The sequence below is a fragment of the Aquimarina acroporae genome, from assembly GCF_023195925.1.
GTDB lineage: Bacteria > Bacteroidota > Bacteroidia > Flavobacteriales > Flavobacteriaceae > Aquimarina > Aquimarina acroporae.
Genome location: NZ_JALPRE010000001.1, coordinates 247554 through 262871 on the forward strand (window position 1 = coordinate 247554; position 15318 = coordinate 262871).

General features: G+C 33.7%; 13 protein-coding genes. 2 read left to right on the forward strand and 11 right to left on the reverse strand.

Translation table 11 applies throughout. The features are described from left to right. Positions 1 to 28: 28 nt before the first annotated feature. From M0D21_RS01185 to M0D21_RS01220, 8 genes are all read right to left on the reverse strand, one after another. Entirely contained in the window at positions 29 to 196 is a 168-nt protein-coding gene (locus tag M0D21_RS01185; protein WP_248325704.1) for a hypothetical protein, read from the reverse strand. 417 nt (positions 197 to 613) lie between these two features. Then, positions 614 to 853 carry a hypothetical protein gene (locus tag M0D21_RS01190; RefSeq protein ID WP_248325706.1) on the reverse strand — a complete coding sequence of 80 codons (240 nt, stop codon included), beginning with the start codon at positions 851 to 853 and terminating at the stop codon, positions 614 to 616. A 733-nt stretch (positions 854 to 1586) separates the two neighbouring features. Then, on the reverse strand, positions 1587 to 2135 hold the full coding sequence (locus M0D21_RS01195) for a 3'-5' exonuclease (RefSeq protein ID WP_248325708.1): 549 nt from the start codon (positions 2133 to 2135) through the stop codon (positions 1587 to 1589). A 3-nt stretch (positions 2136 to 2138) separates the two neighbouring features. Further along, positions 2139 to 2678 (reverse strand): tetratricopeptide repeat protein, encoded by a 540-nt coding sequence (locus tag M0D21_RS01200; protein WP_248325710.1) that lies wholly within the window; start codon positions 2676 to 2678, stop codon positions 2139 to 2141. Positions 2679 to 2682: 4 nt separating this feature from the next. Further along, complete coding sequence (gene prfH / locus M0D21_RS01205) at positions 2683 to 3378, reverse strand: peptide chain release factor H (RefSeq protein WP_248325712.1); 696 nt, start codon at positions 3376 to 3378, stop codon at positions 2683 to 2685. A gap of 7 nt (positions 3379 to 3385) precedes the next feature. After that, positions 3386 to 4777, reverse strand: a complete 1392-nt coding sequence (locus tag M0D21_RS01210; RefSeq protein ID WP_248325714.1) for an RtcB family protein — start codon at positions 4775 to 4777, stop codon at positions 3386 to 3388. Between the two features lie 786 nt (positions 4778 to 5563). Further along, positions 5564 to 6433 (reverse strand): aldose 1-epimerase family protein, encoded by an 870-nt coding sequence (locus tag M0D21_RS01215; RefSeq protein ID WP_248325716.1) that lies wholly within the window; start codon positions 6431 to 6433, stop codon positions 5564 to 5566. Positions 6434 to 6510: 77 nt separating this feature from the next. Further along, the gene (locus M0D21_RS01220; RefSeq protein WP_248325717.1) at positions 6511 to 7899 is read right to left on the reverse strand and encodes an RtcB family protein; all 1389 of its coding nucleotides are present in this window, start codon (positions 7897 to 7899) and stop codon (positions 6511 to 6513) included. A 139-nt stretch (positions 7900 to 8038) separates the two neighbouring features. Between M0D21_RS01220 and M0D21_RS01225 the strand changes: the two genes are divergently transcribed. Continuing rightward, complete coding sequence (locus M0D21_RS01225; protein WP_248325719.1) at positions 8039 to 9067, forward strand: helix-turn-helix transcriptional regulator; 1029 nt, start codon at positions 8039 to 8041, stop codon at positions 9065 to 9067. An 11-nt stretch (positions 9068 to 9078) separates the two neighbouring features. Here M0D21_RS01225 and M0D21_RS23030 read toward each other — a convergent pair whose 3' ends face one another. Together M0D21_RS23030 and M0D21_RS01235 are read right to left on the reverse strand one after the other, a co-directional pair. After that, entirely contained in the window at positions 9079 to 10185 is a 1107-nt protein-coding gene (locus M0D21_RS23030) for a helix-turn-helix domain-containing protein (protein ID WP_248325721.1), read from the reverse strand. Positions 10186 to 10232: 47 nt separating this feature from the next. Further along, the gene (locus M0D21_RS01235; RefSeq protein ID WP_248325723.1) at positions 10233 to 11336 is read right to left on the reverse strand and encodes a type 1 glutamine amidotransferase domain-containing protein; all 1104 of its coding nucleotides are present in this window, start codon (positions 11334 to 11336) and stop codon (positions 10233 to 10235) included. A 207-nt stretch (positions 11337 to 11543) separates the two neighbouring features. On the opposite strand from M0D21_RS01235, the gene M0D21_RS01240 reads away from it, so the two are divergent. After that, on the forward strand, positions 11544 to 11954 hold the full coding sequence (locus tag M0D21_RS01240; protein ID WP_248325725.1) for a hypothetical protein: 411 nt from the start codon (positions 11544 to 11546) through the stop codon (positions 11952 to 11954). Between the two features lie 74 nt (positions 11955 to 12028). On the opposite strand, the gene M0D21_RS01245 is transcribed toward M0D21_RS01240, so the two are convergent. Beyond that, entirely contained in the window at positions 12029 to 15313 is a 3285-nt protein-coding gene (locus M0D21_RS01245) for a M1 family aminopeptidase (RefSeq protein WP_248325727.1), read from the reverse strand. Between the last annotated feature and the right edge of the window lie 5 nt (positions 15314 to 15318).

Sequence of the window (15318 nt, forward strand, 5' to 3'; positions counted from 1 at the left end):
CAAAAGTAAGAAATAATTATGATTAGGATTAATCGTCTCCTTCGTCTTCATCACCCCCTAATCCTCCATTATCACCTTTGGTTGCGTGAACGTCTACTTCTTCGATACCTACTTCTTCGCTTATTGAAGGTGGGTCGCAAGAAACAAGGTTAATTCCTAATAGTATAGCTAGTAAAATGTATTTTAAGGTTTTCATTGTTGTTAGTTGTTTTTGTTTTCCAATTGTTAGGGTATGCCCATAGGTATCTACCCCCAAGTTTGGCATGTGTTCATACCTGATTCCTATGGGAAATGGTCATTACATTTTGGGAAAGAGGGTTCCTGCACAGTGATACTACCCTACTTTCCCCTATGGGCAGTAGTCAACTGTATTTGGAATATGAGGTGGACCGAGAATCTTGTTTCTGTTTAGATTTTCATAGCGTAACCTTCCCCCGAAAGTCAAACTATGTGCATGTATACGTCTACAGCATGCCAATCTTTATAAAAACATGAACCGATACATTTGAATCATTCAAGGTAATCCTTAACCCCAAGAGGATAGTTAGTTACCAAAAGCGCCTGGCTATGCTCTCTTTGAGGTAGAGAACTTTCTTGATATGATTTTTAAAGCTTACGAAATCAAAGCTTTGCGAGAAGTATAATTTTCTCTAATTAGTACTTCACTCAAGTTTTTGCATATCACAAAAAGTGCTCTTCTCGGTTTTTTGATACCTTTTGCTTCAGACATCACTCCTAGAAGATGGTTTACAACCGAAGTATATAAACCCATCCCAAGGATGCTTCCGAATGCATCGGCCAACAGATGACTTCTCGTCTCCTGATCCTTGTTGTTTATTAGATGATACTTCATTGTTTTTACTTTTTTAGTGGTTTTGTTATACAAATCTCAGTTAGTACTACGCAATCATTTTGCGCAGTGAGAAAATTTTATTGTTTTATTGGTTATTATTGTTATACAAAGGTTAAAATTTTTTGGATTATTTACAAATATTTTAACGTTTATTTTATTGATTATCAATTAGTTATATTCAAATTAAGACAGTTCTCTTCCTGTCCGTTTTTCAACAGATGCTTTACCTTTTTGGAATCAGCTAAATGTGAGACACTTACTTTCTAAAAGCATCATTATATATGCATCAACTATTATTCCTTTTGATGAAAAATTATGCTTCATTTTGTATTAAGTTTTAAATTCACTGTCTCTATCTCTATAATTTTTTGTAACATTTTTTTTTTCTTATCATTATGACGATTTACATCATTAAAAAAAGCGTCCTATTCCTAGGACGCTCTATCGTATATTTAGTATATATCTTTTAGTACCTAAAAGAATCAATATAGCCTACAGTAGTCCCTCTTTGCATGGGTGAAGTGATAATCCATCGACCATCACATTCACTTAACAATAATTTAAGTTCGATATGTATGCTATGTTGTTTCATGAAGTATTTAATATACTAAATTTTACAATATTTTCCTAATTTTAGGTGTTACCCAGAACTTCATACTTTACCCTTTTCATTATTTACAAAACCTTTAATGTTGATTGTCAGATTCCAGCCTACGCTGGAATGACTAGTAGACTATTTATTTTGTAAAGTCCAATCTAAAATTTTAGCTATATTCCTAGCATCATCAACTCCTCTATGATGAGTGCCTTCTAATGGAATTCCTAAAATACCTAAAGCTCCTTTCATACCGACTTTCTTTCGTAAACCTTTGGTTTCAGAAAAAAGTGTCTTCACATTTATATGTTGTTTCCCTAATGGATATTCTATTCCTCTATATTTACTTTGTTTTGTAAGCATGTTTAAGTCATACTGCCCATAACTTGCCCAAGTGTTTTGATGGCCATTATACTCTGTTCGGATAAATTCACAAGCTTCACTAAACGTTATACCATCTTTATCAAGCATATCCTGAGTTATTGTTGTAAGTTCTGTACAAAACTTACTTACAGTTGACCTTTCAGGTTTTATTAAAATCCCCATGTTTTTTGAAATAGTTCCAAGTTCTCTATCTAATAAGCATATCCCTATTTCTATAATCTCGCTTACTTGCCCTTCGGGTATTGTACCTTTCCAACAAGTCGCTTCAAGATCAATGATTATAATTGTATTTGTAGTTTCCATTATTTATTTCTTTTTATTCTTTTTAGAAGAATCCTTAGTTTTCTGCTTACTCGTATTTTTCTTTTTCGGCATTTTACCTAAGATTCTATTTCTTTCTTCTTTTACTTCATTTATAAAATGATTGTTATACGCGTATTCTTTGGCTATTTTCAAATTTTTCAAAGCTTTTTTATACGCTTTGGTATGTTCAAAAAGTATAGCCTTCTTTAGATATAACACTGCTTTATCGGTTCCTTTTACGGTTAACGCAAAGTCTATTAATTTTTGAGCTTCTTCGTAATCTTCGTTCCATAATAACACATTGATATACTTAGGATAAATTGCTACCGCATGTATATCCTGAGCCAAAGCTTGCTGAAAATATTCTTTTGCAGTTTCAAAATCTTTAAGCTGCTCAGCATGAATTTGTCCCATCAGCCCTAAGGCCACAGCATTATTTTCATCATAAGACAATGCATAATTTAAACATTCTACCGTCTCTTCTAAGTTGTACGGATACGCGTCTAATGCCTGAAATAAGTATTTGTCTAATATATTGTTCATCGTTTTATTCGTTTAATCGATTTCTGAGATCCTTTTTTAATTGATTTCTCATTTTTTTAAAGGTTTGCACCTTATTTTCATTTTTAAAATCTACTCCTTTAAAAACTCTAATCGGATTTCCCCTTTCTATTTCTAAATGCTGTTCCCATTGCATTTGTGCTGCCTGCTTTGTCTTTGATAGTGCTATATCAACCATTTTTTCTTTTAGTCTGCAAATTGCAATCTTCTTATTTTGATGTTGAGAACGACTATCCATCACAACAACAGCAGTTCTGGTTGGTACATGAATTGCTCTTACCGCCGAGCTAACTTTGTTAGCATGTTGCCCACCGGGTCCTGAACTTCTCATGGTTTTAAAAACAATATCTTTTTCAGAAATTTCCTCTTGTTGCACATTCTCTAGTTCATTAATCGCTATAAACCAGTTTTTGCGCTTATGATGTTTTCTAAATTCGGAAGTGCCAATCCATTGTACGGTGCCTATCCACGATTTTAAAAAAGGATCTACTTCATCTCCAGCTATTGTTAGTGTTACCGATTGAACTGTTCTATTTTCATTCCCCGGTATTTTTTGCAAAATCATATACTCCAACCCTATACTCCTCGCCTCTTCTAAGACTGTTTTTAATACCTTGGCAACGACCCAGCAACATTCTGCCGGGCCTCTACCAGCGGTTATTTGTATTATTTTTTGATTCATTTTTATTTTATTTATCCATTCTCACAATTTTAGGAGTAAAAGTTCCCAGTACCTGTACCAATTCTTTTTGATTGGCCATTACTTTGTGAATATCCTTATAGGCCATTGGTGCCTCATCGATTCCACCGCCAATTACTGTAACATCATGAGCTTTTAATTGCTTCTTCACCTCACTTTTGGTGAGTGTTTCTTTACATTTTCTTCGCGATAATAATCGTCCTGCTCCATGCGAGGCAGATGCTAAACTATCTTCATTTCCTAATCCTTTCACAATAAAACCAGGAGCAGTCATGGAACCAGGAATAATACCCAACTCACCTTTGGCTGCAGGAGTAGCTCCCTTTCTGTGCACAATACATTCTTCACCATCGACCGTCTGTTTCCAGGCAAAATTGTGATGGTTCTCTATTTTTACCAATGGTTTACTACCTAACAGTCTCCCTATTCTGGCATGAATATCATCGTGACAAGCCTGTGCATAATCCCCAGCAAGGTTCATGGCTAACCAATATTCTTGTCCGTCATGAGTATTCAAGTCAAGCCAGGCCAGTTGCTGTACATGTTTTGGCAACGGACATTGTTTGGTTGCCAAATAGGTATAATGTTTTGCAATATTAGCCCCCATTCCTCTTGATCCGCTATGCGATAATAGTCCGATATATTCTCCTACCGGAAGTTTCCAATCGTTATCATTTTCAGTGATAGAAACTACTCCGAATTCTACAAAGTGATTACCTCCTCCAGAGGTCCCCAATTGTTTATACGCTTTATCTTTAAGCCTTTTTACAAAAGGAATGGTTTTAAATTCATCCCGTTCAAAGATTTCGTGATCATGTTTTACTTTGTGAGTTTCATACATTCCGAATTTGGTGTGTTCTGAAAGTATGTTCTCTAGTTGATCTTTCTTTCCTTTTAAATAAGAAACAGGTATAGGGTATATGGTTAAACACATTCTACAACCTATATCGACTCCTACTCCATAAGGGATAATTGCATTTTTTGTTGCTAATACTCCACCAATTGGTAACCCATATCCCGCATGTGCATCTGGCATTAAGGCCCCTTTAACCGCAATTGGTAATTTTAATGCATCATACAGTTGATACTTTGCCTGATCTTCAATCTCATTTTCTCCAAAAATTTGAAAGGGTGATCGCACTGTTTTTAGCTCTTGCCTTTTCACTTCTACAGGGTTCAATAAACTCTCTGCTATTTTTCCCCATACCCCGTCACCAACATAATGCTCCGGATTAATTAGAACTTTTTTGGCCTCAATGAGTATCTGTTCTTTCTTTACTCTTTTGTGATATCTATTAATATGACCCAAGGTCACATTAATACTATTGTTCTTTGGAAAGCCTATTTTGATTAGGTCTTTTCCGCTTAATTTCTTTCCCATATTATTATGAATAACTAATACTTTTACATTAGCTTCGGAAAGAGAATGTTCTTACTATGGTATTTTTATACTATTGGAATAAACCATATCTAGAAACAAAAAATCCGAAACTTTTAGGCTTCGGACTTCATTCATGTTTCTAACACATAGTTATTTGTTTGTGAAGTCCCGAAGCAAGCTCAAGAAAAAATCTGATCCTTCTGGAGCTATAGTGTGTGATTTTTGTACAATCATTTTACTTCGGTTTTATAGATTATTAATTCTTTTAATTTACTTCTGTTGTATCACTTTGATAAGCCTAAAGTGACAACGTTGTTTATCATTTGTTTTGCGATGCAAATATGAAATGAGTTTTTGAATTATACAAATAAAATTTAAATTTATTTTATTGATTATCAATTACTTAAATTAAAATTAAATCATAAGGATTCCTGTCCGTTATATAACAGATATTGATAATTTTCACAAGTCTTTGAAGGTCTTAGACTTATCGTTCAAGCTATCTTATTTTAGATTTACAAAACATGCTCTAAAATTTTTTATAAAAAAAGCGCCCAATTTCTTGAGCGCTCTTTATATATTATCATTTTACAGTTTTTTTACCTATCGACCGGTTTTGCAAACCACTTTTTAGCGCTCTTTTTATGTGTACCAAATAACATCATAGATATAAAACTTGTTTTTTGTTCGTATTAATACTGCAAATATGCTATTAATTGTTGTATTTGAAAATAAACCATTCCCTTTTTGTTCTGAAATCAACATATTTAGAATGATTCAAGAGTATTAGTAAATGGTGATGGCATATGAACTCCTATGCAATTCTCCAGGGTTCAATCGTTTTATACCTTCTTTATCTTCCAATATCTGATTGCTATGCTCAACATCTGCATACCCTAACCAAGGTTCTATACATACAAATGGGGCTTTTGGTTTTGCCCAAATACCTAAATCTGGAAAATCTTCAAATGTAAGTCCCACGATAGCTCCTTTGGTTTTGTGGTATAATGTCGCCTCCTTGGCTTTAATATTTTTAAAAATTAGGGCATCATTATCAAATAAATTTTGTGTAAGTGGCAATTTCTTATCATTAAATACAGGAAAGGTACCTTCTTGTATAAGTCCGTTTGGTGCTAAAGCATAACTTTCATGCTCAGCTTCATCTTTCAAAGTAATATAATACTCATTATATAGTTCTGTATCTTCCAAAGGACAATTAAAAGCAGGGTGGCCCCCAACATTAAAATACATGGTCTTGGTGCCAATATTTTCTATCCGGTGTGAAATCTCAATTTTGTTTTCAATAAGTTCAAAAGAAATTTCAAAAAAGAACTCAAACGGATACATCGCAAGTGTTTTCTCTGAACTTCCCAGAGAAAGAGATATTTTGGTATCTGAATCTTTCTTAAAAACTAAGTCCTTATTATATCTAATAAATCCGTGCTTGGGTAATTGATATGCTTTATTTTCATAAAAATAGGTGTCATCTTTTAAACCTCCAACAATAGGAAACAATACTGGGGCTTGGCTACCCCAAATCTCGGGGTCGCCTTGCCACATATACTCTTGTTGAGTAGATTTTTTTATAACACTTGAGAGCTCTGCTCCCGCCGGATTTAATTTTACATGTAAAATTTCGTTTTCTAAAGTATACATAAGGTGTTTTAAGAGTTATTGGCAATAGTAGAGATTTAAATATTCTCAATTTACACCAAGCGTTTAACCATAATAAACTATCTTCTCTTTTTCTTGCGTCTCCAAGGTGCATTCTTTTGCCAGTCACCTGCCATAATACATCCATAGGGCATCACTTCATCCTCTACAGCTCCTAAGCCAAATTGATCCATCTGATTCCTCACCGTTTGCGCATTTTTATATGCGCTAGGCAGCTCTGTAATATCGATCTCCTTGGTATAAAAACGAACATCAAGCCCTTGGGTTTCTTCATGAAACACTTCTTCAGAACTTTTTCCTTCTTTGGCTCTTCTATGCTGGGTTCTACTTATATTTCGCCCTGCACCATGTGGTGCAAAACCAAGATTATTTTGTGTAGTTTCCCCATTTACGATTAATACAGGCTCAGACATATTTAAAGGGATTAACCTAGGGCCTGTAATATCTGGTATAAACTTATCATCGAGTGGTGTTGCTCCTTTGGCATGGTAGAACAAGTCTTCATCTTTAAAAACAAAATTATGTTCGTTCCAATATCTATCACTTCCTTCAACTTTTAATGACTGTAATGTAGCATTATGAATGACCTCATGATTGGTCTTGGTCCATTTTCTTACAATTTGCAATGCTTCCCAGTACATTTGTCCTTCTTCAGTATCAAAAGGGATCCATGCATTTTGTTTTAATGTTTTTGGAGATAATTCTTTTCTGTAGCGTTCGGCTATTTTCATTCCGCTTTTGTACAGATTAGCTCCTACTCCCCTCGATCCATGATGTGTAATCATCATCGTATCTCCAGTTTTTTTGGAGGTTCCGACAAACAAAAAATGATTCCCGTCTCCCTGAGTACCCAAATGCGCTCTTGCAGCTAGGATCATTTTTTCATTATTCAACATATAATTTCTTTCAAAATCTTTCAATAACTCATCTGGGAATCTATATTGCGTATTTCGATCTCTACCTCCAGGGCCAAAATGAGTATGCTGATGGGCGGCGTCTAATACTTTTTTAGGATCCATCTTACCAAAATTGGTAAGCATTACAGAACAGCAAACATCAGCACTATGCATACCAGGGTGAATCGCATTTTTTGCGACTGCTACTCCCCCAACTGGTATGGTACCATTTGGCCCCGTAGGACAAGCATCTGGCATAATTGCCCCATTTACTAATGTAGGGGTCTTCATCAAAGTATCCATAGAAGTAACTACAGAGTGTACATTGGTTTCTTCTAACTCATTTTCTGCTTCAATATTAACAGAAAAAGGAGCCGGTTTTGTATGTAAACCCTGTACCGGAGGTGATTTAAACTGTTCTAAATACTTATGCATAGCTTCTCCTTCTAATCCATTTCTATTGATATGTTCTATAGCATGAGGAAACCATTTCCCGGATCTAAATCCTAAATCAACTAATGTTTTTCCGGTAATACATGTTTTTTCTTTCATTATTCATTCTTCTTTGAGTTCAATAGTACTTATCTGTGAAGCATGCATGAACTGTAATTCTGAAGCAAATGTTTTTATTTACTACGCATCTATTTTGCGTAGTACAAAAAAAACTCTATTTTTCCATAAATATTATCACATGGCTCAGAATAAAAATGCACTAATTCGCTATAAAACTATTGATAAATGTTTACAAAACAATAACCGACATTGGACTTTGGACCTTCTTATCGAAGCTTGTTCTGATGCTTTATACGAATATGAAGGTAGAGATATTAATGTAAGTAAGCGCACTGTGCAGCTAGATATACAAATGATGCGAAGTGATAAACTGGGGTATAATGCTCCTATTGAAGTGTATGATAAAAAATATTATCGGTATGCTGACCCCGATTATTCTATCACCGATATTCCCATTACCGAGAATGATATGAATGTACTTTCTGAAACTGTCGAAATGCTCAAACAGTTTAAAGATTTCTCTCTGTTTTCAGAATTAGGTGGTATTATACAACGACTTGAAGACAAAGTATATACAGAGAAAACAAGGCAATCTCCCATTATACATTTGGATAAAAATGAAAAACTTAAAGGTCTGGAACATTTAGATATTCTGTATCAGGCTATATTAAAAAAGATTGTTTTAAATGTAACCTATCAATCTTTTACCGCCAGAAATCCTAGAACTTTTCCTTTTCACCCATTTATTTTAAAAGAATTTAATAACCGATGGTTTCTGGTAGGAAAACCAAATGATAAAAAAACGCAAAGTATTCAAACTTTGGCCCTAGATCGTATCAATTCAATAGATTTTGACACTTCTGTTCCTTTTACAAGTGAAAATTTTAACGGAGATGAGTATTACAGAAACACCATTGGGGTTACCGTATTAAATGATAAGCAACTGCAGGAAGTATATTTAAGAATAGATAGTAGTAATAGCCCTTATGTAATCACTAAACCTTTTCATCATTCTCAAGAAATTATTGACAAAGAAGAAGATGGTAGTGTAGTCATTAAACTCTATGTGCATCTTAATTTAGAGCTAGAACGTTTAATACTAGGTTTTGGAGAAACTATCGAAGTAATAGGACCCGAAAAACTAAGAAAAAGAATACGCAAAAAGCTACGGCGAGCGAATGAATTATATGGGAAGGTTGAAGAATAGTCTAGTTCTATTTACTTTATATTTCCTTTTCTAAACGCAGAAGGAGTTACCCCCTCAAATTTCTTGAATGCACTATTGAACGAAGATAAACTACTAAACCCGGTATCAAAAGCTATAGAAGATATGGTAAACTTATCTTTCTCTGTACTCGCTAGTAGTCTTTTCGCATCCTGAATTCTATAATAATTTATAAAATCGTTAAAATTACGTTTAGCAAATTCATTAATCACGGCAGAGGTCAACTGTGTACTTTTCCCTATGATCTTGCTAATTTTTCCCAGAGAAATATTTGACTCTAGGTATAACTTATCATCGACCAAGATTTGAACTATACTATCATATAGCTTATGATTATCGTTAACCTTAAATACATCTCCGTTTACATCGGTTATTTTTGTTTGAATGGCTTTATAACTCAAATAATAAATAACTACAGAATAAACTATAGGACCAACGACATAAGGTACAGCTCCATCTAAAATATTTAGCACATATGATATCCAGATAAGTATAAAACCTATCATGAGAACATGCAGCCAATCTAAAACGGATTTTTGAGATTTAGTACGCAAATTTGATTGATATTTCGATTTTACTTTTTTAATTACTTGCCATGATAATGCAATGTATGTGGCCATATGGAGATAAATAAAAATAAGTCCACTACCAAAAATGATAATTACCCATTTCCCCTCTTCATACCATTCTCTGGTTACAAAAAGACTAGAAACAAATACTAAAACGAAGGGAATCAGTTCAACAGTATAAAATCTAGGCAACTTAAAATTAGGAGTGATCATTCCTAAAGTATACCAACGAAGGCAGGGACCGATTAATAATAAAAAAGCTAACCCAATGAAAATAAAAACAGGCTCTAAATCATCTCCAAAATTGAGCATTACAGATTTACCAATTCTAAATGCCATAAACACAAGAATTAACCCTAACACAAAGTTGGTTAGGGTCTTTTTCTTTTTAAAAAATATTAGATAGTATGCAATTAGCACTCCATGCAAAAGACCGGCACTACTAAGAATTACTAATAAAATATCTGAAAAATTCAAAAGACGATTTTTCTCAAATGTAGCGATATTTAATATTTCAAGAAAGTGTACCACAGTAAAAGGTTTGTTCGCTTTACTATTCTATTACTACTCTATTTGTATTATGCATTATTATCTATACTTTTTGCATACGAGGCCAACCCAAGAAGATTAAAAAATCGGCCTAAATTCCCTTGCATAGCAGATATCATGCTATGTGCCGCCAATAATTGCCTTGCAATTGGTTTATTTTGTTTTTCACCCAGTTGTTTCATCAATGATTTTGCTTTTTCGGAACCATAAGAATCATAGGCCATCAAAATTTTCATCGCGTTTTCTTCTCCTGTTAATTCCCTTTGTTTAGGAGTATATCCTAATTCTGAAATCATGGTTTCTGCCAATAACCAAGTTGACCATGGGTTTTGACCAGTGACCAAATTATTGTCATGGCTTATTTGCTGAAGATACATAGCTCCTTCATTAAAAGTTGCACCTTGCGCGGTTAGTTTATCTTGCAATAGGAAAGGAAAAATCTCTTCTGCATCCGGAATTAACAGTAACTCTTCGTTATTAGTGAACCCACTCACTTTTTTATTTTTCAATAGGTGGTTCCCGTTATCCAAAGTCACATTTACCAAGGCTGATGGCCCATGACAGACTGCTCCAATCACTTTATCATTTTGATATAGATGACGAACAATTTGTTGAATGTTCTTGTTATTTGGAAAATCGAACATGGCCCCTTTTCCTCCAGCAAAATATACCGCTTCATACATTTCTGGATCAATATCTTTTACAGGTATTGTATTTTTTACTTTATGTTGTGCTCGTGTGTCATTGAGAAATGCGTAATCATATCTCCCCATATCTTCTTTATCGATAACCATTGGAGGCTCCCCTCCTTTTGGACTGGCGATATCTACGTCAAACCCATTTGCTTGAAAAACATAGTAAGCTCTCGATAACTCGGTTAACTCATAACCTGTTTTTTTATCGGTCTTGCCCATAACATCGGTACTGGTAACAACAACCAAGACTTTTCCTCGATTTGCAATCACATTTTTTGACAAGTAGGGTAAATCTTCGGTTTGCACATGCTTAATTTGAGCTCTGTCTTCTTTTGAAGGTAATAAATTAATAAACCACCACCCAAAACCAAATAATAATAGTATAAGGCTTGTGAAAACAATAAGGGACCACTTAATAATTGGATATTTTTTTAACATGATATTTTATTTTTAAAATTATACCACGAAATAAGCTGAAAGCAACCATAAAAACTGTCGGAATGATCATTTCGTCAGATGAAATGATGTTTTTACTACCATCATTTTTAAGTTAAATTTTAACTAGTTTTTAGTAAGGCCCCAAATAGTTGTTAATTAAGAAGAGTTTAAGATAGAATATTGTAATTTACTGTTCAACAATTATTTATGATTAATCATGTTAAAATATCATTAATAGGTTTTGCTTTAACAGTACTTTCTTTGAGAACTTGTGTAAAGGAAAACACACAAGTTTCAGAAGCTGCAACAATACCAGTTTCCACTGAAGAAAAAGAAAACGTTAACCTTACTGAAAACAAATTTGAAGAACACTCTAAAACTACTCGAGGAGTGCTCATTACCCATTGCGGAAGTTGTCATCAAAGCACTTTGGATTCTCATAAAGTTGGTGCTATAAAAATTTTCGATTTGGACCGGGGAAACAAATGGCATATTACTTTAAAAGAAGAGCATCTAGATGGAATTGCCAATCGTACTCAGAATAAAAATACCATTACTGATGAACAAAAGAGAAGTATTTCTTCCTTTTTAGAATTAAAAGAATCAGCATTCAAATAAACACATTAAAAAAAGAACGAAAGCTAATATTTAGTTTTCGTTCTCTTCTTTCTTACCGTGATTGTTATTGCTTTTTATGGAATTTTGGTGCTTTCTGCCTTTTCAAATAAATCGGTAACTACATACTGCAATTCTTTTGGAGTAACTTGTCGAAAATATGATAAAAGATCCTTTGATGTAGCATATCGCTGGGTTTGTTTCTTTATAGTACCATTATACATGTTCCAGTCATCTATAAAACGTCGAAGGGCAAGATTAATCTTATCTTCTCCTATATGCTGTTGTAAAGCATACATGGCTAAAGCTCCTTTGTTATAATATACATAATCTTGATTCTCTACTTTAATCAAAGCAGGTTCTTCAGTTTTAGATTTCTTTTGCTCCCTAGCATATGTTTCCTTTTGAAATTCTAAAAACTGATCTACCTTCTCTTCAGAATACTTATTTTTTAGTACCATTAAAGCTGCATACTGTGATAACGTTTCTAAAACCAAATGTCTTCCTTTTACATTTGCTGCCCCCACTTGCATACCAAACCATTGATGTGCTACTTCATGGGCTGTAATAAAAAATACCATGTCTACATCTTTCTCATCATCGATATCTAATACAAATCCCATAGCTTCAGAAAAAGGAATCGCATTTGGGAACGATTGTGCATATTCTTCATATCTGGGAAACTCCATAATTCTCAATTGTTGATATTGATATGGACTGAAATTATCACTGTAATACTCCAAAGATGATTTCATAGCAGCCATCATTCTATCTAGATTATAGCTATGACCGGGATGATGATAAATTTCGAGATCAACCGGAGCAGATAAAGTTGAGGAAGATTGCCAAACATCTCTTTCTACTCGATATTCTCCAGAAACAATCGCGTAGAAATTCAACATAGGTTGATTCATCTTATAATGAAAATAACTGCGGTCATTAACTTTCCATTCTTTCAATAGCGCTCCAGAAGAAATTGCTAATTGATTACTCTCTGTACCAATAACAATCTCATAATTTATTCCGTCTGAATCGCCACCAGAAATTACATTTCCTAGTTCTTTTTCATCTTCTTGATCAGCTTTATCAATTCTTGGTTTTAATCCATACGTGTTGCGGCTATCTGTATCTCGCAATTCATACTTTTTATTATAACCAATAGTAGGAAATACCTGATTATTCATAAAAGTTCCATTTTCCAGAACTTCAGTATTCTCACCATGGTTTTCAAATCCTTTTGGAACATACGATTGTTTAAAGCTCATCTTAATAGAATCCCCAGCTCTAAGAGGTTTAGATAATTGATATATGGTATAATCAAATTCTTGATAATCACTATTCTTATGAGCTCCACCTTCAAAATTAATCGAATCTAGCTGTAAATGAGAAGCGATCGATTTTTGAATATGAACTTCTTTTATGGGTGTATTATGCATGTTTTTTAATATATAAAACCCTTTAGCTTCGTAAGCTCTCTCCTTAGGGTATAGCTCTACATTGAGGTTTACTTCGGTAATTTTGGGTTGTAAAATATACTCAAACGGCTTTAGCTTCTTTTCATATTGTGCTCTAAAAGCCATCTCGGTAGTATTACTCCAATATTCATTCACCATATTGGTGTTATAAAATATGAAAGCTCCTATACCCATGAATACTGTAACCAGACCAAACATTATATTTATTTGTAGTTTAGATACCTGAGTCCTTCCTATTTTCCATCTTTGAAATAAATTAGCTTCTGTACCGCGTAACATCCATATCGAAGACATTAGCAATAATAGAATCCCGAAGGTTAACCAATAGGTCTTAACCCATAAAAATGAGCTCAGGAAATGACCATAACCATTCATTTCTGAATACCTCTGCAACGGATTACCGGCAAACTTGTATAGGTTATGTTGAAAGCCAAGTGCTTCGGCTCCTATATTTATCATGAAGAATATGATTGCTAAAAAAATACCAACGAACTTATTATTACTTAGCACCTGAAAGAAAAAGGTAATGAATGTATACAATACAAGAAAAGGCAGTATTTCCAGAAAAAAACCGAAGAAATAGACATCTAGCTCAAATTGATAATATCCCTTTGCTATTTGAAAAGCTATTCCACTTGCAATAAGGCTTAACATCAATACTACATAAATACAAACAAGAGCAAAGAATTTACTACATAAAACGGTAACGTTTAAAACAGAAGTCGAATCACAAAGTAATTGTATTTTGGAGGTACGTTCTTTCCAGATGAGCTCTCCAGAATAAAACAGTAAAATGATCATAAAAAAGTACAACGACATTTCTTGAAGCTCCTCAACAATCAAATAAGTGGTTGGATAACTATTTACACCATAAACGGTTCCTAAGTTCACAGAATTGATTAAAATAATAATCATTCCACAGATTACAATTGCCCAAAAGGACGTTTCTTTAAATAAAGAATAGGTATAAAACTTTGAAAGCCCGATGAATTGATTCCAATGTGTTTTGAAATTACTATGAATATTAACTTTTGGGACAATAATCTTTTCTTCAGAAACCTCAGTAGATTCGGCTCCTAGCCTATTTTTATTCTTGACTTTTTTTCGTAATAAACTAAAAGAAAATCTTTTATATCCAAAAAACAAGATGACTACCCCAAATGCAAACCAAAACAATTTGTTATGCAACAAAACGTCGGTCATTGTAATTCCCAATGAATTTCGCTCTACAACAGACCAATCTTTGGTAAATTGTGTAAGTGTAGTCAAAGAAAAAGGGTCTAAAATTGCTTGTAAATATTCATTTTTTATGGCTTTGGTGAGTAAGAACACTACAAATAGAAATATTCCTTGAGTGTACACTACCAGTAGTTTTCTACTTAGCATACCGCTCACAAAAAACAAACAAGCTCCAAAAAACAAAAGAGGAAATACCACCACCATAAATGACTGTAAATACGTCATTATATTAAAATCTAGCATATTTATCGGATCATGCCATGGCATTTGTGCCCCCAGTATCATACCTAGTACTACTCCACTAAAAATCCCTGTCAAAATGATAAAAGATCCTAGAAATCTGCCAAGTATATAGTCTCGCTTTTTTATTGGATTAACAAATAATAATGACTCCATATCATATTGAAAATCCCTAAGTACAGGGACTCCCATAATCATAGATACCATGATCATAAAAATACCTGTAATAGCTCCCATTGTTTTAGCTATAACGATAGGGGCATTTTTCTTTACTAGCCCTATTTCTACTCCTTGAAACACAAAATCTACTCCTACGATCGAGAATAAGAATAGAAACATAAAAAATATATAGGTCTCTGGGCGTTTTATTCTATACTTAAGTTCAAACTTTAATATTTCGTACCACATAATTT

Excerpts from the sequence above, each read along its gene's own strand:
- M0D21_RS01185 (WP_248325704.1), bottom strand. The coding sequence starts at position 196 with ATGAAAACCTTAAAATACATTTTACTAGCTATACTATTAGGAATTAAC.
- M0D21_RS01190 (WP_248325706.1), bottom strand. The coding sequence starts at position 853 with ATGAAGTATCATCTAATAAACAACAAGGATCAGGAGACGAGAAGTCAT.
- M0D21_RS01195 (WP_248325708.1), bottom strand. The coding sequence starts at position 2,135 with ATGGAAACTACAAATACAATTATAATCATTGATCTTGAAGCGACTTGT.
- M0D21_RS01200 (WP_248325710.1), bottom strand. The coding sequence starts at position 2,678 with ATGAACAATATATTAGACAAATACTTATTTCAGGCATTAGACGCGTAT.
- prfH (WP_248325712.1), bottom strand. The coding sequence starts at position 3,378 with ATGAATCAAAAAATAATACAAATAACCGCTGGTAGAGGCCCGGCAGAA.
- M0D21_RS01210 (WP_248325714.1), bottom strand. The coding sequence starts at position 4,777 with ATGGGAAAGAAATTAAGCGGAAAAGACCTAATCAAAATAGGCTTTCCA.
- M0D21_RS01215 (WP_248325716.1), bottom strand. The coding sequence starts at position 6,433 with ATGTATACTTTAGAAAACGAAATTTTACATGTAAAATTAAATCCGGCG.
- M0D21_RS01220 (WP_248325717.1), bottom strand. The coding sequence starts at position 7,899 with ATGAAAGAAAAAACATGTATTACCGGAAAAACATTAGTTGATTTAGGA.
- M0D21_RS01225 (WP_248325719.1), top strand. The coding sequence starts at position 8,039 with ATGGCTCAGAATAAAAATGCACTAATTCGCTATAAAACTATTGATAAA.
- M0D21_RS01235 (WP_248325723.1), bottom strand. The coding sequence starts at position 11,336 with ATGTTAAAAAAATATCCAATTATTAAGTGGTCCCTTATTGTTTTCACA.
- M0D21_RS01240 (WP_248325725.1), top strand. The coding sequence starts at position 11,544 with ATGATTAATCATGTTAAAATATCATTAATAGGTTTTGCTTTAACAGTA.
- M0D21_RS01245 (WP_248325727.1), bottom strand. The coding sequence starts at position 15,313 with ATGTGGTACGAAATATTAAAGTTTGAACTTAAGTATAGAATAAAACGC.